Raw genomic sequence first — 19,813 nt, 5'->3', positions numbered from 1 at the left:
GTCGAACGTACGACCTCGGCGCGCCCTGCGGAAGATCGCCGACGGGCCCGCCGCACGGCGTGCCGCCGGATCACCCCTGCCGGGCCGCCCGAGCGCTGGGTCGTCCACGGACCGGGTCCCGGTCGCTCGACGGACGGCACGTCACTCTCCGGTGCCGGATCATCGCTGCCGGACCGTCCGGCCGAGCGCTGACCTTCGAACCAGAATCCCGGCCGCTCCGCGGGCGGCACGCCACTCCCCGGCGCCGGATCACCCCCGCCGGACCGTGCGAGCGCCGATCTCCTCGCCGCCCGCAGACCGGATCCCGCCGGTCCGCGAGCGGCACGGCGCTCATCGGGGCCTGGTCACAGGCGCGGGTCCACGGGCTCGGACTCCAGGGCGAGCACGCCGAACACCGCCTGGTGCACCCGCCACAGGGGCTCGCCGGCGGCCAGGCGGTCGAGGGCCTCCAGGCCGAGGGCGTACTCCCGCATGGCTAGCGACCGCTTGCGGCCCAGTGACCGCTGCCGCAGCCGGTCCAGGTGCTCCGGCTCGGTGTAGTCCGGCCCGTAGATGATCCGCAGGTACTCCGGCCCGCGGCACTTCAGGCCGGGCTGTACGAGCCGGCGCTGCCCGTCCGGGACGGCCGGTGCCGAGCCGGTCGGTGCCGAGCCGCTGCCCACGCCCCGGCTGGTCGGCCCTGGTTCGCCGTCCCCGTCCGGCGACAGCGGCTTGACGACCATGCCCTCGCCGCCGGCCGCGGTCAGCTCCGTCCACCAGGCGATCGCGGCGGACTCGTCACCGGACAGGTCGAGGACGTACGACCGCGTCGCCGCGAACAGTTCCCCGTCGGCGGCGGCCAGCCGGTCGGCGATCGTCAGGTGCCAGAGGTGGTCGCGTTCGGCGTGGGAGCGGCCCTCCGCGGCCAGCACTTGGAACGGCGCCAGGCGCAGCCCCTTCAGCCCCTCCGTGGGCCAGCAGTAGCGCGCGTACGCGTCCCGGAACAGCTCCGCGTTCACGGAGCGGCGCGCGACGCGGTCGCGCAGCGCCCCCACGTCCAGGCCGCGCGCGACGGCCCGGTCCAGGACGTCCGCGGCCATCGGCAGGGCGGCCCGGGCGGCGGCCCCGGTCGCGGCGTACTGCGTGCGCAGCAGTTCGACGGCCTTGGCCGACCACGGCATGAGCTCGCAGTCGAGCACGAGCCACCCGGTCTCGAGCTCCTCGAACAGGCCCCCGGCGGCCGTCCGGACCCGCTCCAGGAACTCCTCCGTCGTCGCCGGATCCGGGAAGAAGGGCCGGCCGGTCCGCGTGTAGACCGCTCCCGTGGTGCCGTCGTCGACACCGAAGCGGCCGGCGGCGGTCGCGGCGTCGCGGGCGACGACCACGACGGCCCGCGAGCCCATGTGCTTCTCCTCGCACACCACCCGCGCGACGCCCTGCCTCCGGTAGGCCTCGAACGCCTCGGCCGGGTGCTCGAGGAAGCCGTCGAGCGCGGAGGTGGGCGTGGGCGCCATCGTCGGCGGCAGGTACACCAGCCAGCGGGGGTCGACCCCGAACCGGCTCATGACCTCCAACGCCGGCCAGACGTTGTCGTCCCGGACGTTGACGCGTCCCATCAGCCGGGTCTCGACCGCCTCCTGGACGTCGGTGACCCGCAGCACGCCGGACTCCCGGTGCGCCCCGGGGGGCGTGGCCTCGTCCACGAGCGGGCGGACCGGCTCGTACCAGACCTGACGGGCCGGGACCGCGACGAGCTCCTTCGCCGGGTAGCGCAGCGCGGTCAGCCGGCCGCCGAAGACGCAGCCGGTGTCGACGCAGAGCGTGTTGTTGATCCACTCCGGCTCGGGCACGGGCGTGTGCCCGTACACGACCATGGCCGCGCCCCGGTAGTCGTTCGCCCACGGGTAGCGCACCGGCAGCCCGTACTCGTCGGTCTCCCCCGTCGTCTCCCCGTACAGGGCGAACGACCGTACGCGGCCCGATGCCCGCCCGTGGTAGGCCTCCTTCAGCCCCGCGTGCGCGACGACGAGGCGCCCTCCGTCGAGGACGAGGTGGCTGACCAGGCCGTCCATGAACGCCAGCGCCTCCGCGCGGAACTCCTCCGGCTCGTTCGCGAGCTGGTCGAGCGACTCCGCGAGGCCGTGGCCGACCGTGACCCGCCGGCCCTTGAGGGCGCGTACGAGCTTGTTCTCGTGGTTGCCGGGGACGCACAGCGCGGTCCCGGCGGCGACCATGCCCATCGCCAGGCGGAGCACGCCGGGGGTGTCCGGCCCCCGGTCGACGAGGTCGCCGAGGAACACGGCGGTACGGCCCTCGGGGTGCGCGGCGCCCACGGGGCGGCCGAGCGGGTCGCGCTCGACGGCGTAGCCGAGCGCGGTGAGGAGGTCCTCCAGCTCGGCCCGGCAGCCGTGCACGTCACCGATCAGGTCGAACGGCCCGGTCAGGTGCCGCCGGTCCGACCACGGCTTCTCGTGCGTGACGACCGCCTGGTCGATCTCCTCGCCGCTCAGCACGTACGCGCGCTTGAACTCCCGGTCCAGCGAGCGCATGCCACGCCGCAGCTCCCGGCGCTGCCGGGGAACGACGTGGTCGGGCAGGTCACGGTCGGCCCGGGCGGCGTTGCGCTCGATCGCGACGGGCTCGGGGACGTCCAGCACGATCGCGACGGCGAGCACGTCGTGCTCCTTGGCGATCCGCACGAGCTGCTCGCGGGAGCGCGGCTGGACGTTCGTCGCGTCGACGACCGTGAGCAGGCCGCGCCGCAGGCGGGTCCGCACGATGTGGTGCAGCAGGTCGAAGGCGTCGGCGGTGGCCGACTGGTCGTTCTCGTCGTCGGAGACGACCGCCCGGCAGTAGTCGGACGAGACGACCTGCGTCGGGGCGAAGTGGCGGCGCGCGAAGTACGACTTGCCGGAGCCCGACACGCCGACCAGCACGACGAGCGCCATCTCCGGGATCTTGAGCTCCGTCATCGGATGAACACCCCCATCTGGGTCGGCGGGCCGACCTCACCATCCTCGTCGCCGACCGGGACGTACCGGACCTGGTAGCCGTACGTCCGGGCGACCTTCTCCGCCCACTCCCGGAACTCCGCCCGGGTCCACTCGAACCGGTGGTCCGGGTGCCGGAAGCCGGTGAGCCCCTCGTAGCGCACGTTGTACTCGGCGTTCGGGGTCGTGACGACCACGACGCGGAGCCGCGCGTCGCCGAACACGACGCGTTCGACGGCGGGCAGCCGCGGCACGTCCACGTGCTCGATGACCTCCATCAGCACGCCCGCGTCGTGGCCGTGGAATCGGTCGTCGGCGTACGTCAGCGCGCCCGTGAACAGGTTGAGGCGCTCCTCCTGCTGACGCGGCAGGCGGGCGAGCCGTCGCTGCGCCATCATGATCGCCCGTGGTGAGACGTCCGTTCCGGTCACGAAGTGGAAGTACGGGTCCTGCAGCAGGCGGGACAGCAGCTTTCCGGAGCCGCAGCCGAGGTCGATGACCGTGTGCGCCCCCTCGGCCCGCAGGACGTCGAGCACCGCCTGGATCCGGCGCTCGGCGAGCGGCACCGGCGGAACGGCCGCCGCGCGCTCGGGCTCGGCATCGCCGGGCTCGGCGGCCGTCGGATCGGCCGGGGGCGGCTCCTCGTCGATCGGGTCGCGGTCGAGCGCGTCGTCCGGCGCGTCGTCGGCGTCGGCGAGCCGGGCCAGGGCCGTACGGACGAGGTTTCGCCGGTTCGCCAGGTAGCGGCGGGTGATGCGGCCGCGCTCCGGGTGGGCCGCCAGCCAGCCCTCTCCCGCCCGGATCAGCTTGTCGACCTCGTCGGAGGCGATCCAGTAGTGCTTCGCGTCGTCGAGGACGGGCAGCAGGACGTACACCTGGTTGAGCGCGTCGCAGAGCCGCAGCTCGCCCTCGAGCGTCAGCGTCACGTAGCGCGAGTCACCCCACTGCGGGAACTCCGCGTCGAGCGGGACCGGCCGGGCCTCCACCCGCCAGCCGAGCGGCTCGAACAGCCGGCGGGCGGCGTCCGGGCCGCCGCGGCACGGCAGCGCCGGCAGGGTGATCGTCAGGGGGATCGGCGTGGCCGCCAGCTCCGCGCGGTCCCGGCTCGCGCCGCGCATCGCGGTCCGGAAGACGTTCGCCATCGCCGAGGCCAGGAGGGAGGACGCGGCGTATGGCCGGTCGTTGACGTACTGACCGAGCGAAAGGTCCGGCGTCTTGCGGGCCTTGGCCAGCTTGATCGGGTCGACGTCCAGAAGCAGCGCCGCCGTGCACGTGTCCGGCGACGCGTCGGGGTAGAACACGTGCGCCGTGCCGAAGGACTGCTCGAACGCCTGCACCCGCTCGGGGTGCTTGACCAGCAGGTACCCGAGGTCGGTGGCCGGTTGCGCGGTCGTCGTGATCGTCAGCAGCACACGGCACAGTGTTCCGGATGTCGCGGCATATCCCCCACCGGTTTTCCCGGGCACCGAGATGTGGGTCTGGGCGACGCATCACCGCCGCGACGGCACGTGGCCGCGTCATCGCCATCTCGCGCCCTGCAACACGCCGGACAGCTCCGGTATCGAGTCTTTGTCGATGATCAGGACCTGCCGCTCCGGGAGGTACCACTCGCGTTGAGTGGGGAATGCGATGTCCCGATGGCCACCCGAATCCTCGCGGCAGGTGAAGGCGTGGGCGCTGTAGGTCGCGATGTACGAGCCGACCGGGCGTGCCTCGGTCGCCGCCGCCTTTTGCGGCACGACGAGCATGGTGTGGGGGAGGCCGGGGCACGGCAAGACCCCGCCGCTGGTGTAGTACATGTAGCCCGGTTGGTAGCTGCCCTGGCCGTGCGCACCGATGCTGATCTCGTCCGGGCCCATGATCCAGAAACCTGCGCAGTCGCTCTCGGAGAATATCGCTCGGGGTTGGCGGCAGGACTGGGGCTGGGTCAGCACATGGGTGCCCGACTCGGTCACGCTGGCGACCCAGCCGGGTCGAAGCACGAGTCCGAGGTTACCGAACCAAGTGATGTTCACCGGAGATGTCGGCGGGGCGGAGCGGCTCTTCGCATCGCTGCTCTTCGTGTACCGATCGAGGATGGCCACGATCGCGGCGGAGGCGATCATCAGACCGACGGCGACAGCGGCAGCCGCCCGGACCCACCGCCGCCGAGGCGTGACGTCCTGTCTGGTGCGGATTGCACCCGGCACCTCCTGCATGCCCCAGCGGCCGTCCGGCTCCAGCGGAGCCGCAACGCCGGCTCCGTGCCGGAGGGCATCGGCGTCGGTCGGCATCGCTTCCTCATGCCCCAGCAGCCGAAGCAGCGCCTGCCGGGCCGACGGCCGGCGGGCCAGATCCTTCTCCAGGCAGTCCGCCACGAGCTCACGCAGGGGACCGTCGAGACCGCCGAGGTCCGGAGGGGTGTTCTGGATGCGATTGACGACGGCACCGATATGGCCTTCGCCGAACGGGGCCCGGCCCGTCGCGGCGTACACGATCGTCGCGCCCCAGGCGAACATGTCCGCCGGAGGGCCCGGCGGCTCATTGCGCAGCTGCTCGGGGGCCATGAAGGCCGGTGTGCCGGTGATGCGGCCACTGAGCGTCGCGTCGACGACGTGCGCGACCCCGAAGTCGATCACCCGGGGCCCGTCGGGCCCCAACAGGACGTTGGCGGGTTTGAAATCCCGGTGGACCACCCCGGCCTGATGGATGGCGACGAGAGCGGTCGCCGTGCCGATCGCCAGCCGGTCCAGCACCGACCCGCGCAGCGGCCCCTTCTCCCCAACGACCTGCCGCAGCGGTGGACCGTCGATGAACTCGCTGACGATGTACGGCAGGTCGCCCTCGACGTCGGCCGCGAGGATGCGCGCGGTGCAGAAGGGATCGACCTTCCGCGCGGCGTCCACCTCCTTGGCGAGGTAGCGGCGAGCGCGTGCGTCGCCGCCGAATCGCAGGAGTTTGACCGCCACCCGCTCACCCGGCGACGGCTCACCGAGGTAGACCACTCCCTGACCGCCCTCGCCCAGGCGGCCGAGCAGACGGAACCCGCCCACGGCGGGCGGGTCATGAGGCGTTAGCGGCTGCAACGACGGCATATCGGATTTTTTACCAGGATCGCCTCGGCCGTCCGGCGTCCGCGGACTGGACGGCCGAGGCGCGACGGCATCAGACCTGTGGGAGGACCTCGTTCGCGATGAGCTCGAGGTGATCCAGGTCGTCGAGGTCCAGCACCTGGAGGTACATCCGCTCGGCGCCGATCTCCCCGAACTTCCCGATCTTGTCGACCAGCTCGGCGGGCGTGCCCGCCAGGCCGTTCTCCCGCAGCTCGTCGACCTTCCGGCCGATCGCTTCGGCCCGCCGCGCGAGCTCCGCCTCGTCCCGGCCGCAGCACACGACCTGTGCGGCCGAGAAGGTCATCGACTGGCAGGACCGGCCGCCGTGCTCACACGCCGCGCGCACGCGCTCGTACGCGGAGCGGGTCTCCTCCAGCGGGTGGAACGGCACGTTGTACTCGTCGGCGTAGTGCGCGGCCAGCCGCGGCGTGCGCTTGGCGCCGGCCCCGCCGATGATCACCGGTGGGTGGGGCTGCTGCGCCGGCTTCGGCAGCGCGGGAGACTCGGCCAGCCGGTAGTGATTCCCCTCGAACGAGAAGGTCTTGCCGGTGGGGGTCTCCCACAGCCCCGTCACGATCCGCAGCTGCTCCTCCAGCCGGTCGAACCGCTCGGCCAGGCTGGGGAACGGGATGCCGTACGCGGTGTGCTCCTCCTCGAACCACCCCGTGCCCAAACCCAGCTCGACGCGTCCTCCGCTCATCTGGTCGACGTTCGCGACGGAGATGGCCAGTGGACCGGGCAGCCGGAAGGTCGCGGCGGTCACGAGCGTGCCGAGACGGATCCGCCGGGTCTCCCGGGCCAGCCCGGCCAGGGTGATCCAGGCGTCCGACGGGCCCGGAAGACCGCTGACGTCCCCCATCTTCACGTAGTGGTCCGAGCGGAAGAACGCGTCGAAGCCGTACTCCTCCGTGGCCTTGGCGACGCGGAGCAGGGTGTCGTAGCTCGCCCCCTGCTGGGGCTCTGTGAAGATCCGCAAAAGCATGTCTTCCATCCTGCTACTCCGCCGCCGCCCCGCGCACTACCGGATCTGACCTTCTTCGCTCCGCCGGCGACCGATCCGGAGGAGGAGCAGCCCCGCGCCGGCCAGTCCGAGACCGCCCAGCGCGACCGTTCCGTAGGGGAAGCCGGTGTGGGGCAGCCTGTGGCTGCCCACGGGCCGGCCGCTCACGGGTCGTGCGGGGATCGGCCTGGCGTTGCGCGTGTGGCACGCCACGCTGTTGTTCCCCGGGTTCTCGTCGGGCGTTCCGGAGCCCACCGTGCTGACGCAGCGGAACCTGCCGGGGTGGGCGTGCGGCCGGCCGCGGACGGCCAGCCGGAGCGTGCGGGTCTTCCCCGGCGGGATCGAACCGAGCGGGCAGATGAAGCCGGCGCCCTGTGTGACGCAGTGGTGCCGGTCCTTGCCGATGACGATGGGCGTGTCGCCGCCCGGGGCCTCCGCGTTGCCTTCAGAACGGGTCGGTGAGTCGACCTTGGTCCCGGGGCCGACCGGCGACTCCGGAGCGCCGCCGTGGATCCCGTTCTCGGCCCCGACCGCGTCGGCCTTGCCGGGCGCGACCGCGACCCGTGCCGGCGACGAACCGCACGGCGCACCCTGGCCGGCGGCGCCGCATGCCGGCGCGGTGGTCTCGTGCTGCGCCGCGCAGGCGCCACAGGCCTGCCCTGTCGCCGGAGGCCGCGCACCCGCGCACGCACCACAGGCCTGCCCCGCCGCCGGAGGCTGCACGCCCCCGCACGCGTGACAGGCCTGCCCGGCCGGCGGAGCCTGTGCGCCCGCGCACGCGCCGCAGGCATGCCCGGCCGCGGAGTTCGGCGCGGCACAGGGAGGTGCGGCCTGCGTCGCCCGGGCCGCGCACGGCGAGTCCGCAGGCGTCTCCTCCGCGGTCCGCTGCGGCTTGTCCTGCGTGATCCCGCACGCCGGGACGGCGGGCTTCAGCGGCGCGATCTTCCCCGCGAGCGTCTGCACGGGACCGAGCGGGGAACCGCAGGGCGAACCGAGCAGGTCGCCCCCCACGGAGCTCCGGACCACGACGGCCTCGGCGGTCACCGGGCCTTCATTGGTCACCGAGATCTCGTACGGCACCTCGCTCCCAGGCCGTACGACCTCGGGAAGAGCGCTGTCGGTGACCGCCAGATCGGTGGGCCGCGACGCCTTCACGGGCGGAAACGCCGCCTCTCGCGCCGTGGACCCGGGACGCCCCTGCCACGAGATCTTGGCCGGGCTGGACAGCGGCCGCCCATTCGGCGCGTTCGGGTCGACCGTCGCGGTCAGCGTGCCGCGCTTCGTCCCCCCGCCGGGGACGACTCCGATGTCGCAGATCAGGTCCCGGCCGCCTCGCCAGTGGCACTTCTCGGGCGTGGCGAGCACCTTGAGGTGGCGGTTCGGCCTCGTGGTGAACGTGACGTTCTTCGCCGGCTCGGATCCGGTGTTGGTGACGGAGTACGGCCAGCTGTAGGTCCGGCCGGGCACGACGGGTCCCTGCGGAGCCTGCGTGTCGAAGATGATCCGCGTGCGCGGCGGGAGGCGCCGCCCCCTGCGGTCGCGCTCCGCGCCCGCCGGCCGGTGTTGCTGTTCCCGGCCCGAGGTGCCGTGATCCCGTTCCGGCGCCGCCTGGTGGTCGGCCTGGTTCCCCGCGCCGGTCCGGCCGTCGTTCTCTTTTCCGCCGGTGCGCACGTCGTGCTCCCGCGCGCCGGGCCGGACGTCCTCCCGCCCGCCCTGCCGGGCGTCGTGCTCCCGGCCCGCCGGCCGGTGGTCGTGCGTACGCGACGCCGAGCCCCCCGGCCCATCTGCGTTCGCGGTTTCGTGGGACGCGAGCTGCGGCATGACCGTAAAGCACGAAACGACCGCCGCCGCCGCGATGCCCCGGGTTCCGGCACGCGTGGCGCGGCCAGAGAAGTCGATCATCGTTGTCCCCCGTGACGTGCTCGGATGATTTGACAACGACCCGTTGTAACCGACCCCCGGGAGGGCTCCTAGCAGCGTGTCGGCGTGTCGTCACAAAGCGTGATGGTAAAAACCTGGGCGATCACGCAGAGATCCTGAACGGCCGGGACACACGGAGATACTTTTCGATCAGCCCCCACGTGAAGGAGCCGACCGTGTTTGAGAAGAAGGTGACCGCGGCCGCGATCGCTGGCGCCCTCGTGACGATCGTCGTCTGGATCCTGCACCTCTCCCACGTCGACGTCCCCCCGGAGGTCGTCGCGGCGGCGACCACGCTCCTGTCCGCCGTCGCCGGCTACTTCGCCCCGCACACTCACCGCCCGGATCTGGCGCCCCCGGCGACGACCGCGCAGAACCCGCCCGCCGCTTCCTGAGACGCCGACGGCCCGCCCAGCGCGGCGGACGGAGAGCCCGGCGTCGCGTCCGGGCTCACAGCCCCATGCGGTCCTCGCAGGCCGGGCAGGCGGCCTCGAGGTAGCGCACGGGGACCTGGTCCTCGTCCCACTCGACCGACGCGAGGACCCCGCACCCGAAGCACACGGGGCACAGTCCGACGCCGGTGAGGGCCTGCCGGACGGCGACCAGCAGGCGGCTGGGCGGCAGGCTGCTGATGACCTCGTCGACCTCGTCGCGGGTGCAGCGGATGCGGATGTGCCCGGTCCCGTCGCACTGCGGGCAGTCGCCTCTCCGAAGCAGGGCGGGGTCCTTCTGCAGGGTGACCAGCTCGCCGCTGCCGAGGCACATCTGACAGGGCATCACGATGCCCTGGAACGCCCCGTCGCCGACGGTCTCGTCGTTCACCGGATCCCCCCTTCGGCACCACCCGGTCCCCCGGCCGCCACCGGTCTGAGACGGGCGGTGACCGGCCAGGTCTCCCTCTGCCAGCTTCCTCCAACCGGGGCGCTCGCACTGGCCTTTCTCTGACCTCGCCGCACTTCCGAACAGCTATAACTCGGCAATAAGCGGCGAAACGGGTCGCGGAATTTCATGATCCTCGGCGGTCGACGCGCCGAGAGGTCATCGGCCGAGGAGGGCGTAGACGGTGCTCGCGCGGGCGGCGACGGCTCCGTCCGCGGTCATCTCGATGTCCGCGAAGGCCATCGTGCGACCGATCTTGGTGATCCGCGCCGTGACGAGCACGTCCGTGTCCACCACCGGGCGCTGGAAGGTGCTGGACTGCTGCACCGTGGTCATGGGTACGCACTCCCCGCGCGCCGCCGACACCGCGATCACGGTCGCCGTGTCGGCCGCGGCCATCAGCGCCTGGCCCGACAGCGAGCCGCCCTCCCGCGCCAGCCGCGGCGACCAGGGCAGGCGCAGCACCGCCTGCCGGTCGCCGATCTCCTCGACGACCAGGCCGAGGTCCTGCACCCACGGGGCGAAATTGTCCTTGAGGATCGCGTTGCCGTCAGCGGCGCTCAGCGTCATGGCGCCATCATCTCCCGGCGGACGTTCAGCACCTCATCCTCCGCACGCTCACGCAAGGCGCGCGCGACAGCCCGGTCCAGACGACCCCGCAGGTCATCGAGATTCGGCGACCATCCGGTCGCGGCGGCCACCTGGAGAAGTAGCTCGTCACGGTCGTCGGAGCACATGATCGATCTGTCGTGGAGCGCCCACCACGAGCCGTCTTCGCCCTGGCAGATCAGGCATTTGTGGACGACCACACCGTCGTCCAGCCGGATGCGCTCCATGGTCCACATTGTCACACCTCCCTCTGCCGGGTCGGTGCTGCGCGGGGTCGCCGGACGGTGAGTTCTGGGTGTCCGGCTGTGGCCACGGCCCCGGACATCCGCGCTGGGGTCGTGGCATCTCGGGCCGCCGGCCGGATCAGCCTCTGACCAGCGTCGCGACACACTCCAGCCTGCGTCTCCGTAGTGGCGGCCGACATCGTCTATCAGGCGCTGCGGCGGAGGCATGCTGGGCACGGCAGCTCGACCAGCTTGCCGTGTACGTCGCCGCCGACCATGTTCCGGCCAAGGTTGATGACCTTCCCCGTGCCGAAGCACTGCGGGCAGCCCGGCATGCCCTTGACGACCGGATGCTCCCATGCGGCCGGCAATGGGCCGTGCACCCCTGGGTCGTACTCTTCGTCCTCTTCCGGTAGCCGGTAGCCATCGGTGCGCTGGTGGCCGCCCTCCGCCGGCTCGTAGTCGCCGCCGACTTTCCCCCTGCCCTGGCAGAACTGGCACTGCAGCCTGACCGGGCCGAGGAGGGTCTCTCCTCGGCCTTCGCACTCGGGGCAGGTGATCGGGTCGGTCATCTCATTTATGTCCGGTGCCGTTGCAGGCGTTGCACTTGATCCACTTCTTCGGCTTGGCCTTGCCTGGCTGGCCGTTGCTATGTTCCCACCAGCCGCCTTGCCCGTTACATCCGGCGCACTTCGGCCGTTCGTTACGACCGATGATCTTCTTGCGCATTGGCTTTCCCTCCTGAGGGTCACGCTCACGCGACGGGCCGTCAAGCACCGCGACGGTTTGGAGTTCCGGGAGGTCTGGCCCGCACGGCCGCCAGCCGGGTCGGTCTGGCAGGACGGCCGCGCGGGGTCTATCGGGCCTGCTCGACCTCGTCGCGGATGCGCTCGGCGGCAGCCTGGTCGAGAGCTTCGAGGCGGCGCATCTCCTCGTCTCGGACGCGCGGCGGGTTGCCGACGACGCTGACACTGCTCAGCACCAGCTGGAACGCGGCGATCTGCCGCTGCAGGTCCGTCACGTCGGCACCCCGATCTGCCGCAGTTCCTCGGACGCTAAGACGACGCCGGATGCGGCCACGACGACGTGCATGGTCTTGCCGTGCTCGGCGTAGACGACCCAGCGGGCGGCGGCGAGGTGGTCGATGATTCCAAGGCCACGCCCGTGCTCGGCGAGCTGGCCCCCCTTGTCGATGCCGGCGATGGGCCGGTGATCGGGATCGGTGATGGCCAAATGCATGTACCGGGACGTGGCGGTCATCTCGACGCCGATCGGCCACGCCTCCTCGGGGAGCGTGAGCTTTCGGGTGTGGAGGATCGCGTTTGTGACGAGCTCGACGGCGATCAGCTCGATCTCGTCGGCGGTGTACGGCAGACCGAAGACGGCGGCACCCACGAACACGCGAAGGCGGTGGATGGCATCGGGCCGGTCGCGGAGCGCCAGGAAAGACGGCCTTGGGGGCGCCGCAGATGGGGTGCGGTTGGCAAGGGCTGCCGGGTCGGACGACACGGGAGATCATCTCCGCAGGTAGAGATACCCGGTTGGTGAGGCCGGGCTTGGTGACTAGGTACGGGGTTATCATGCGCTCGTTAGACCTAACTCGCAATACCTAAATTAGGTCGCGCGAGTATAGTGACGAATGTCAGGTTTCCATGAAAGCGATTACGGAGCGCATTACCATCGCCTCACCTAGCCACTTCGAAGCAGCGGAGACACCCATGCCGACCAGGGAGAGCCCCACACTGCGCCGCCGACGCCTCGCACAGCAGCTACGCACCCTGCGCGACCAAGCCGACATGAAGAGCGCCGAGGTCGCCGCCCGGCTGGAGTGGGCGCCGAGCAAGCTCACACGCATGGAGCGCAACGAGGGCAAGCGCTACGACGTCAACGACATCGCCCTGCTCTGCGAGATCTACGGCACCGACGATCGGCTCCGGGACCACCTCATGCAGCTCGCCCGTGACGGCCGTAAGCGCGGGTGGTGGGACCCGTACGACAAGATGCTGTCCGAGGCGACAACCACGTTCATCGGCCTGGAGGCGGAGGCCGCGAGCGTGCTGGTCTTCGAACCGCTGACCGTCCCTGGCCTGCTCCAGACCGAGGACTACGCCCACGCGGTCATGCGTGCCAGTGCGGCGAACCTGTCCGAGGAACAGATTCAGACGCGCATCGACGTCCGCATGCGACGGCAGAAGGCCCTGTATGAGGATCCGCCGCTGGAGGTCTTCGCGGTTCTCGATGAGGGGGTGCTGCGCCGCCAGGTCGGCGGGCCCGAGGTGATGCGCGCCCAGCGGGAGCACCTGCGCCGGGTCGCCGAGCTGTCGAACGTCACCGTCCAGGTGATCCCGTTCGACGCTGGCGCTCACCCGGGCATGTCCTCCTCGTTCAACATTCTGCAGTTCCCGGAGCCGGGCGATCTCGACGCCGTGTTCACCGACCTGGTCGCCGGGGAGATGTTCATCGAGGAATCGGCCGAGGTGAAGCGGTACCACGCGGCGTTCCTGAATCTGGTCGGCGCTGCCGCGAGCCCAGCGAATACGCTGGACATACTCACCGATCGGTGAGGTCTACCGAATAGGAAGCCGTACCGATGCCAACGCCCCAAGACCTGTCCGATGCTGCCTGGAGGAAGAGCATTCGCAGCAGCGCGAACGGCTCATGCGTCGAAGTTGCGACGCTGTCCGTCCGCTCCGACGAGGAGTAGTCCAGAGAAGGAAGAAGGGGCCCCGGCGCTCGCCGACGGCCCCTTTCCGTACCTCAGCCGCAGTGCGCGGCAGCGGAATTTCTCAGCCTCTGACCAGGGTCGCGACGCACTCCACGTGGTGGGTCATGGGGAAGGCGTCGAAGGCTCGGAGTCCGGACAGCGTCCAGCCGTGTTCGGAGAAGAAGGCCAGGTCACGGGCCAGCGTGGCGGGGTCGCACGAGACGTAGGCGATCCGGCGGCCGGCGAGTTCGGCGACGCGCTTGACGACGTCGCGGCCGGCGCCGGTGCGCGGCGGGTCGAGGACGACGAGGTCGGCGCGGTTCAGGGTGGATTCGCCGTTGCCGAACCGGATCTCCTGCAGGACGGTCTCGACGTCGCCCCGCTCCACGGAGACGTGCGGGAGGTCGCGGAGGTTGAACCGGGCGTCGCGCACGGCCTGGGCGTCCGACTCGATCCCGACCACGAGGCCGCTCGGGCCGATGGCCTCTCCGAGCACGCCCGCGAACAGGCCCGCGCCGCAGTACAGGTCGACGGCGATGTCGGTCTTCCGGGGCTCCAGGGCGTCGACGACCGCCTCGGCGAGGGTCGCGGCGGCGCCGGGATGGACCTGCCAGAATCCGCTGCCGCTGACCTGCCACAGCCGTCCGGCGACGTCCTCCCGGACGAAGGGCGGCCGCTCCGGCCTGTTCGACCGGTCCCTCCGGTCGTGCCGGTCCGGCCTGCCGCCGACGAGGCGTACCGGCGCGTCCATGCGGGGAACGCGGACCCGGCCCTTGGAGGACAGGACCGCGAGGCGGTCGCCGGTGCCGGCGGAGGCGACGGCCTCGACTCCGGTCGCGCCGGGCCAGCGCTTGCGCTCGATGCCGAGCGCCTCGACCTGCGGGTGCGCGATCAGGCACTCGTCGATCGGCTCGATCTGGTGCGAGCGGTGCTTGCGCAGGCCGACGACGCCGTCCCTTCGGACCGCGAACTGCACGCGCGTGCGCCAGCCGAGCCCGTCGGGGGCGCCGGGCACCTCCTCGACGACGACGTCGCGCTCGACGCCGGCCAGCCGGCGGAGCTGCTCCTTGACGACCTCGGCCTTGAGGAGGCGCTGGGCGGGCAGGGAGGCGTGCTGCCAGTCGCAGCCCCCGCAGCGGCCGGGGCCGGCGAACGGGCAGGGCGCCTGCACCCGGTCGGGAGACGCCTCGAGGATCTCCACGGCGTCGGCGCGCAGGAAGTTCTTGGTCTCCTGGGTCACGCGGGCCAGGACGCGCTCGCCCGGCAGGGTGTGCCGGACGAACACGACGCGCCCTTCGTGCCGGGCCACGCACCAGCCGCCGTTGGCGACCGCTCCGATCTGGAGTTCGATCAACTCAGACGATTCCACCGGCGGCACGGGTCCCCTCCGATTCGACTTCTTGCTCTGGACCGTACGGGCGGCGCACGGAACCGGGAGCCGGCGGCTCCTTCCGGCCCTTGAGGCGGTCGGACGAGGCGAGCTGCCAGGGCACGCTCACGACCATCACGCCGGGCTGGAACAGCAGACGCGTCTTGAGCCGCAGCGCACTCTGGTTGTGCAGCAGGTGCTCCCACCAGCGGCCGACGACGTACTCCGGCAGGAATACGGTCACGACGTCGCGCGGGCTGCGCCGGCGGACGCTCTTGACGTACTCCAGGATGGGCCGGGTGATCTCGCGGTAGGGCGAGTCGAGGATCTTCAGCGGCACGGGGACCGCGCGCAGGTCCCACTCCTCCTGGAGCTTCTGCGACTCCTCGGGGTCGACCGCGACGGTGATCGCCTCGAGGGTCGAGGGGCGGGTGGCCCGCGCGTACGCCAGCGCCCGCATCGTCGGGCGGTGGATCTTGGACACGAGGACGATGGCGTGGTTGCGGGAGGGCAGGGCGACGTCCTCGCCGGTGATCTCGAGCTCGGCGGCGACCCGGTCGTAGTGCCGCCGGATGCCCCGCATCATGACGAACAGGACGCCCATCGCGACACAGGCGATCCACGCGCCGAGCAGGAACTTCGTGACGAGCACCACGACGAGGACGATGCCCGTGACGCACCCGCCGAAGGTGTTGATGGCGCGGGAGGTCTTCATCCGGCGGCGCGCGGCGGGGTCGGTCTCGGTCCGCAGCAGGCGGTTCCAGTGACGCACCATGCCGGTCTGGCTGACCGTGAAGGACACGAACACGCCGACGATGTAGAGCTGGATCAGCGACGTCACCGAGGCGTCGTACGCGTAGATCAGCAGGCCCGCCATCGCGCCGAGGATGATGATGCCGTTGCTGAAGGCGAGCCGGTCGCCGCGGGTGTGCAGCTGACGCGGCAGGTAACGGTTCTGGGCGAGGACCGAGCCGAGCACCGGGAAGCCGTTGAACGCGGTGTTGGCCGCGAGGACCAGGATGAGCGCGGTCATCACGGTCACGTAGGCGAACCCGGGCGTGAAGTTGCTGAACACCGTGTGGGCGACCTGCGCGATCACCGGGTCCTGGTCGGAGACGTCCTTGCCCGCGGCGTTGATCAGGTGGGTGTTCACCCCGGGATCGGCGAACTTGGCCTTGGTGATGTAGGCGAGCGCGACGATGCCGCCGAACATCGAGGCCGCGACGGTGCCGAGGAGCAGCAGCGTGGTCGCGGCGTTCTTGCCCTTGGGCGGCCGGAACGCGGGCACGCCGTTGCTGATCGCCTCGACGCCGGTCAGCGCGGCACAGCCGGAGGAGAACGCGCGCAGCAGCAGGAAGACGAGCGCGAAGCCGCTGACGCCGAGATCGGGCCCCTTGACCGTCAGATGGGCGGTCTCGGCCTCCAGGTGCGCGCCGAACGCCAACCGCGTGAAGCCCCAGATCAGCATGCCGAAGACGCCGAGCATGAACAGGTACGTCGGGATCGCGAAGGCGACGCCGGACTCCCGGATGCCCCGCAGGTTCATGATCGTCAAGATGGCGACGACCGTGATGGCCGCGAGGACCTGGTGCGGCTGGATGAAGTGGATCAGCGCACCGAGGTTCTCGATCCCGGAGGAGACGGAGACCGCGACGGTCAGCACGTAGTCGACCAGCAGCGCGCTGGCCACCACGATGCCGGAGTTGCTGCCGAGGTTGGTGGTGGCGACCTCGAAGTCGCCGCCGCCGCTGGTGTAGGCCCGGACGTTCTGCCGGTAGGAGGCCACGACGGTGAGCAGGATGACGATGACCGCCCCCGCCACCCAGGGCGTGAAGTGGTACGTCGCCAGCCCCGCGAGGCCGAGGGCGATCAGGATCTCCTGCGGCGCGTAGGCCACGGACGACAACGCGTCACTGGCGAACACCGGGAGGGCGATCGTCTTAGGGAGTGTCTGCTCGTGGGCCTGGGCGCTGCGCAGCGCCCGGCCGAGCAGGAGCCTCTTGACGAGGTCGGGAGCCTTCGACACGACACGTAAGGCTAGTCGCTCCCGGAACCGTGAGATCCACCTCGCCCGGGGGATGAATGCAAGTGCCGCCCTTAAGACGGGTCAGGAAGTGCTCTGGACACCCTGGCCTGTGTAGGTTTCATCAGGTCAAGGGGAGCCAAGCGGACGGCACCGGCGCTGGGAAGGACGACCGTGCATATCGTGATCATGGGCTGCGGGCGAGTGGGCTCGACCCTCGCCCACATCCTGGAGGACAAAGGCCATACCGTGGCCATCATCGATCAGAGCCCCGAGGCCTTCCGCCGCCTGCGCGGGGGTTTCAAGGGGCGCCGGATCACCGGGTTCGGGTTCGACCGCGACGTGCTCGTCGAGGCCGGGATCGAGCAGGCCTCCGCTTTCGTCGCCGTCAGCAGCGGCGACAACTCCAACATCATCTCGGCCCGGGTCGCCCGCGAGACCTTCGGCGTGGAGAACGTCGTCGCGCGCATCTACGACCCCCGGCGGGCAGAGGTCTACCAGCGGCTCGGCATCCCGACCGTGGCGACCGTCCGCTGGACCGCCGACCAGATGATCCGGCGGCTGCTGCCCGAGGGCGTGTCGTCGCTGTGGCGCGACCCGACCGGCGAGGTCGTGCTCGCCGAGGTGCAGACGGATCCCAAGTGGATCGGCGCCAAGGTCTCGGCGCTGGAGGAGGCCGCGAAGACCCGCGTGGCGTACCTGTCCCGCATGGGCGAGGCGCTGGTGCCCACCGGTGACACCGTCATCCAGGACGGCGACGTCGTCCACGTGATGGCGGCCTCCGGCGACATCGAACGGATCAACGACGCCGTGTCCCAGCGGCCCGACCAGAGGGTGGAGTAATGCGGGTCGCCATCGCCGGAGCGGGTGCCGTGGGCCGCTCCATCGCCCAGGAGCTCCTGGAGAACGGCCACGAGGTCCTGCTCATCGACAAGAACCCCCGGTCGATCAAGGTCGAGGCGGTGCCGCGCGCCGAGTGGCTGCTCGCGGACGCCTGCGAGATCGCCTCGCTCGACGACGCCGGGCTGGAGCGCTGCCACGTCGTCGTCGCGGCGAGCGGCGACGACAAGGTCAACCTCGTCGTGTCGCTGCTGGCCAAGACCGAGTACGGCGTGCCCCGCGTCGTCGCGCGGATCAACCACCCCAAGAACGAATGGCTCTTCAACGAGTCCTGGGGCGTCGACGTCGCGGTCTCCACGCCGCGTCTGCTGTCCGCGCTGGTCGAGGAGGCGGTCAGCGTCGGTGACCTGGTCCGGCTGATGACCTTCCGGCAGGGCGAGGCGAACCTCGTCGAGCTGACCCTGCCCGAGGACGCGCCGCTGGCCGGTCAGCTGGTCGGCTCGGTGACCTGGCCGCGCGACACGGCGCTGGTGGCGATCCTGCGGGAGGGCCGGGTGCTGGTGCCGAGCCCGGACGACACCCTGGAGGCCGGGGACGAGCTGATGTTCGTCGCCAGCCAGGACGTCGAGGACGAACTCGGCGATCTGCTGTCGGCGCACTGACCTCGCCGTCGCCGCACTGACGCGCGCGCCGCCGGACACTCTCCTGCGGCGCACCGTCGGCGCGTTACGCCGCCGGACGCTCTCTGAGGGGGCACCGCGGGCACGTGCGCCGCCGAACGCTCCTTGGGTCACACCGCAGGCCGTACGCCGCCCGACGCTCTCTGAGGGGGCACCGCGGGCACGTGCGCCGCCGAACGCTCCTTGGGTCACACCGCAGGCCGTACGCCGCCGGACGCTTCCTGGGGGCGGCCCGACCGCCCGCCGGGCGGGCTCCGGCGGCCGCGCCGCGTCAGGACTTCGGCGCGCCCGTGGCCGGCTCCATGGGCGTACGGCCCCGGGCGAGCACCCAGACCATGGCGGCCAGCGCCGCGACCTGCAGCGGCCAGCCCAGCACGACCTTGGACGCCCCGAGCCAGCCCACGTGCCCCGCGAGGTAGAGGGGGTACTGCACGGCGACCCGCACCAGGCAGGGGATCAGCAGCAGCCAGGTGAGGCGGGAGCAGAGCCGGACGGTGTCGCGGTCACGGTGCCAGGCGGTCGGATCGCCGGTGACCGACCCGATGAGGAACCCGACGACGGGCCAGCGCACGACGATGGACAGGAGCATCGCCGCGGCGTAGCCGGCGTTGTAGAGGATGCCGGGCAGGAAGGCGTCCGCGGCCTTGCCCGAGCGGAGGGCGAAGAACGCCGCGATCGCTATGCCGAAGATGCTGTTGAGCACGAACTGGACGGTCGAGCGCTGCGCGAGCCGGACGGCCAGCAGCACGACGGCGAGGCCGGCCCCGATGCCCAGGGACAGCTGGAGCTTGTGGCTGACGATCCAGGAGACGGTGAAGCCGATCGTCGGGATCGCCGCCTCGACCACGCCGCGCGGGCCGCCGAGCGCCTTGGTCAGCTGCTTGCGCACCGCCTCCTCGACGGTGTCGTACGCGGCGCGCTCGGCCTCGGCCGGGCCCGCGGCGTCGTCCTCACCCCGCCGTGTCGCGGCGTCGTCCTCGTCCGGCCGGGTCTCGGAGGCTGCCGCCGAGGCCTCGCCGTCCGTAGCCTCCGGGCGGCGCTGCTCGGTCATGATCCTCCCCGCAGTTCGTACCGCGGGTTGAACATCACCTTCCGGCCGTCCTGGACGCTCACCAGACCCTCGGCGCGTACGAGGCGGCCGGGCTCGATCCCGGCGATGCGCCGCCTGCCGAGCCAGACCAGGCTGATCACGTCGGATCCGTCGTAGAGCTCGGCCTCCAGGGACGGGGCCCCGCCGCGCGGTCGGAGTGTCACGGTACGTAGCGTACCCGCCACGCAGGCGCGTCGCCGCGCGGCGCACTCCTTGATCGGGGTGGCGCCCTCCTCGCCGGTGGTCTTCTGCAGTTCCTCGGCCTCGAGCTCCGCCTTGCTCGATGTCAGGCGGCGCAGAAAGCCGCGCAGACCTCGAGGGCCCTGAGGGCTCTCCTGCGCCGTACCGGCCGGCACTTCGTCCATGATTCGCAAGCGTATGCCATCGCCCTACGGAACAGACCACCACGCAAGG

Annotated in this window: 21 protein-coding genes; 5 read left to right on the top strand and 16 right to left on the bottom strand. The window is 71.4% G+C overall.

Annotation, left to right across the window (positions count from 1 at the left end; translation table 11 throughout):
- Positions 1–344: 344 nt before the first annotated feature.
- From AB0I04_RS28205 to AB0I04_RS28185, 5 genes are all read right to left on the bottom strand, one after another.
- Positions 345–2,951, bottom strand: a complete 2,607-nt coding sequence (locus AB0I04_RS28205; RefSeq protein WP_360890630.1) for a polynucleotide kinase-phosphatase — start codon at positions 2,949–2,951, stop codon at positions 345–347.
- Entirely contained in the window at positions 2,948–4,381 is a 1,434-nt protein-coding gene (locus AB0I04_RS28200; protein WP_360890627.1) for a 3' terminal RNA ribose 2'-O-methyltransferase Hen1, read from the bottom strand. Before AB0I04_RS28200 ends, AB0I04_RS28205 begins: the two co-directional genes overlap by 4 nt.
- A gap of 105 nt (positions 4,382–4,486) precedes the next feature.
- On the bottom strand, positions 4,487–6,043 hold the full coding sequence (locus tag AB0I04_RS28195) for a serine/threonine-protein kinase (protein WP_360890624.1): 1,557 nt from the start codon (positions 6,041–6,043) through the stop codon (positions 4,487–4,489).
- 70 nt (positions 6,044–6,113) lie between these two features.
- Positions 6,114–7,043 carry an LLM class F420-dependent oxidoreductase gene (locus AB0I04_RS28190; RefSeq protein ID WP_360890840.1) on the bottom strand — a complete coding sequence of 310 codons (930 nt, stop codon included), beginning with the start codon at positions 7,041–7,043 and terminating at the stop codon, positions 6,114–6,116.
- Between the two features lie 36 nt (positions 7,044–7,079).
- Complete coding sequence (locus tag AB0I04_RS28185) at positions 7,080–8,963, bottom strand: hypothetical protein (RefSeq protein ID WP_360890621.1); 1,884 nt, start codon at positions 8,961–8,963, stop codon at positions 7,080–7,082.
- 194 nt (positions 8,964–9,157) lie between these two features.
- Here AB0I04_RS28185 and AB0I04_RS28180 point away from each other — a divergent pair, with 194 nt between their 5' ends.
- A complete protein-coding gene (locus AB0I04_RS28180) occupies positions 9,158–9,376 on the top strand; it encodes a hypothetical protein (RefSeq protein WP_360890618.1) in 219 nt (72 codons plus the stop codon).
- Positions 9,377–9,431: 55 nt separating this feature from the next.
- On the opposite strand, the gene AB0I04_RS28175 is transcribed toward AB0I04_RS28180, so the two are convergent.
- The 7 genes from AB0I04_RS28175 to AB0I04_RS28145 all read right to left on the bottom strand — a co-directional run bounded on the left by AB0I04_RS28175 (position 9,432) and on the right by AB0I04_RS28145 (position 12,202).
- On the bottom strand, positions 9,432–9,803 hold the full coding sequence (locus AB0I04_RS28175) for a hypothetical protein (RefSeq protein ID WP_360890616.1): 372 nt from the start codon (positions 9,801–9,803) through the stop codon (positions 9,432–9,434).
- Between the two features lie 216 nt (positions 9,804–10,019).
- The gene (locus AB0I04_RS28170; RefSeq protein WP_360890613.1) at positions 10,020–10,430 is read right to left on the bottom strand and encodes a PaaI family thioesterase; all 411 of its coding nucleotides are present in this window, start codon (positions 10,428–10,430) and stop codon (positions 10,020–10,022) included.
- Positions 10,427–10,705 (bottom strand): hypothetical protein, encoded by a 279-nt coding sequence (locus AB0I04_RS28165; RefSeq protein WP_360890610.1) that lies wholly within the window; start codon positions 10,703–10,705, stop codon positions 10,427–10,429. Before AB0I04_RS28165 ends, AB0I04_RS28170 begins: the two co-directional genes overlap by 4 nt.
- A 194-nt stretch (positions 10,706–10,899) precedes the next feature.
- Complete coding sequence (locus AB0I04_RS28160; RefSeq protein WP_360890607.1) at positions 10,900–11,265, bottom strand: hypothetical protein; 366 nt, start codon at positions 11,263–11,265, stop codon at positions 10,900–10,902.
- Position 11,266: 1 nt separating this feature from the next.
- Positions 11,267–11,422, bottom strand: a complete 156-nt coding sequence (locus tag AB0I04_RS28155) for a hypothetical protein (RefSeq protein ID WP_360890604.1) — start codon at positions 11,420–11,422, stop codon at positions 11,267–11,269.
- A 127-nt stretch (positions 11,423–11,549) separates the two neighbouring features.
- A complete protein-coding gene (locus AB0I04_RS28150; RefSeq protein ID WP_360890601.1) occupies positions 11,550–11,714 on the bottom strand; it encodes a hypothetical protein in 165 nt (54 codons plus the stop codon).
- A complete protein-coding gene (locus tag AB0I04_RS28145; protein ID WP_360890598.1) occupies positions 11,711–12,202 on the bottom strand; it encodes an ATP-binding protein in 492 nt (163 codons plus the stop codon). The genes AB0I04_RS28150 and AB0I04_RS28145 overlap by 4 nt, the downstream gene beginning before the upstream one ends.
- Positions 12,203–12,411: 209 nt before the next feature.
- Between AB0I04_RS28145 and AB0I04_RS28140 the strand changes: the two genes are divergently transcribed.
- Positions 12,412–13,257, top strand: coding sequence for a helix-turn-helix transcriptional regulator (locus AB0I04_RS28140; RefSeq protein WP_360890595.1), 846 nt, complete (start codon positions 12,412–12,414; stop codon positions 13,255–13,257).
- A gap of 26 nt (positions 13,258–13,283) precedes the next feature.
- Positions 13,284–13,397, top strand: a complete 114-nt coding sequence (locus tag AB0I04_RS28135; RefSeq protein ID WP_360890592.1) for a DUF397 domain-containing protein — start codon at positions 13,284–13,286, stop codon at positions 13,395–13,397.
- A gap of 82 nt (positions 13,398–13,479) precedes the next feature.
- On the opposite strand, the gene AB0I04_RS28130 is transcribed toward AB0I04_RS28135, so the two are convergent.
- Complete coding sequence (locus AB0I04_RS28130; RefSeq protein WP_360890589.1) at positions 13,480–14,766, bottom strand: class I SAM-dependent RNA methyltransferase; 1,287 nt, start codon at positions 14,764–14,766, stop codon at positions 13,480–13,482.
- Positions 14,753–16,792, bottom strand: a complete 2,040-nt coding sequence (locus tag AB0I04_RS28125; RefSeq protein ID WP_360890586.1) for an APC family permease — start codon at positions 16,790–16,792, stop codon at positions 14,753–14,755. The genes AB0I04_RS28130 and AB0I04_RS28125 overlap by 14 nt, the downstream gene beginning before the upstream one ends.
- 171 nt (positions 16,793–16,963) lie before the next feature.
- On the opposite strand from AB0I04_RS28125, the gene AB0I04_RS28120 reads away from it, so the two are divergent.
- Both AB0I04_RS28120 and AB0I04_RS28115 read left to right on the top strand, forming a co-directional pair.
- Positions 16,964–17,632: a TrkA family potassium uptake protein gene (locus AB0I04_RS28120; protein ID WP_360890583.1), complete on the top strand. Its 669-nt coding sequence runs from the start codon at positions 16,964–16,966 to the stop codon at positions 17,630–17,632.
- A complete protein-coding gene (locus tag AB0I04_RS28115; protein WP_252778446.1) occupies positions 17,632–18,291 on the top strand; it encodes a TrkA family potassium uptake protein in 660 nt (219 codons plus the stop codon). Before AB0I04_RS28120 ends, AB0I04_RS28115 begins: the two co-directional genes overlap by 1 nt.
- Positions 18,292–18,580: 289 nt before the next feature.
- On the opposite strand, the gene AB0I04_RS28110 is transcribed toward AB0I04_RS28115, so the two are convergent.
- Both AB0I04_RS28110 and AB0I04_RS28105 read right to left on the bottom strand, forming a co-directional pair.
- Positions 18,581–19,360, bottom strand: coding sequence for a DUF3159 domain-containing protein (locus AB0I04_RS28110; RefSeq protein WP_360890580.1), 780 nt, complete (start codon positions 19,358–19,360; stop codon positions 18,581–18,583).
- Positions 19,357–19,764, bottom strand: a complete 408-nt coding sequence (locus tag AB0I04_RS28105) for an OB-fold nucleic acid binding domain-containing protein (protein ID WP_360890577.1) — start codon at positions 19,762–19,764, stop codon at positions 19,357–19,359. The genes AB0I04_RS28110 and AB0I04_RS28105 overlap by 4 nt, the downstream gene beginning before the upstream one ends.
- Between the last annotated feature and the right edge of the window lie 49 nt (positions 19,765–19,813).

It is taken from the genome of Actinoallomurus sp. NPDC050550 (assembly GCF_040655075.1).
Lineage (GTDB): Bacteria > Actinomycetota > Actinomycetes > Streptosporangiales > Streptosporangiaceae > Actinoallomurus.
The sequence above is the reverse complement of the archived record's forward strand: the minus strand, read 5'-3'. Positions and strand labels throughout refer to the sequence as shown.

Bases quoted from the DNA above. Each gene is read 5' to 3' on its own strand.
- AB0I04_RS28190 (WP_360890840.1), bottom strand. From the start codon at position 7,043: ATGCTTTTGCGGATCTTCACAGAGCCCCAGCAGGGGGCGAGCTACGAC.
- AB0I04_RS28105 (WP_360890577.1), bottom strand. From the start codon at position 19,764: ATGGACGAAGTGCCGGCCGGTACGGCGCAGGAGAGCCCTCAGGGCCCT.
- AB0I04_RS28115 (WP_252778446.1), top strand. From the start codon at position 17,632: ATGCGGGTCGCCATCGCCGGAGCGGGTGCCGTGGGCCGCTCCATCGCC.
- AB0I04_RS28135 (WP_360890592.1), top strand. From the start codon at position 13,284: ATGCCAACGCCCCAAGACCTGTCCGATGCTGCCTGGAGGAAGAGCATT.
- AB0I04_RS28155 (WP_360890604.1), bottom strand. From the start codon at position 11,422: ATGCGCAAGAAGATCATCGGTCGTAACGAACGGCCGAAGTGCGCCGGA.
- AB0I04_RS28185 (WP_360890621.1), bottom strand. From the start codon at position 8,963: ATGATCGACTTCTCTGGCCGCGCCACGCGTGCCGGAACCCGGGGCATC.
- AB0I04_RS28170 (WP_360890613.1), bottom strand. From the start codon at position 10,430: ATGACGCTGAGCGCCGCTGACGGCAACGCGATCCTCAAGGACAATTTC.
- AB0I04_RS28140 (WP_360890595.1), top strand. From the start codon at position 12,412: ATGCCGACCAGGGAGAGCCCCACACTGCGCCGCCGACGCCTCGCACAG.
- AB0I04_RS28165 (WP_360890610.1), bottom strand. From the start codon at position 10,705: ATGTGGACCATGGAGCGCATCCGGCTGGACGACGGTGTGGTCGTCCAC.
- AB0I04_RS28110 (WP_360890580.1), bottom strand. From the start codon at position 19,360: ATGACCGAGCAGCGCCGCCCGGAGGCTACGGACGGCGAGGCCTCGGCG.
- AB0I04_RS28195 (WP_360890624.1), bottom strand. From the start codon at position 6,043: ATGCCGTCGTTGCAGCCGCTAACGCCTCATGACCCGCCCGCCGTGGGC.
- AB0I04_RS28205 (WP_360890630.1), bottom strand. From the start codon at position 2,951: ATGACGGAGCTCAAGATCCCGGAGATGGCGCTCGTCGTGCTGGTCGGC.
- AB0I04_RS28160 (WP_360890607.1), bottom strand. From the start codon at position 11,265: ATGACCGACCCGATCACCTGCCCCGAGTGCGAAGGCCGAGGAGAGACC.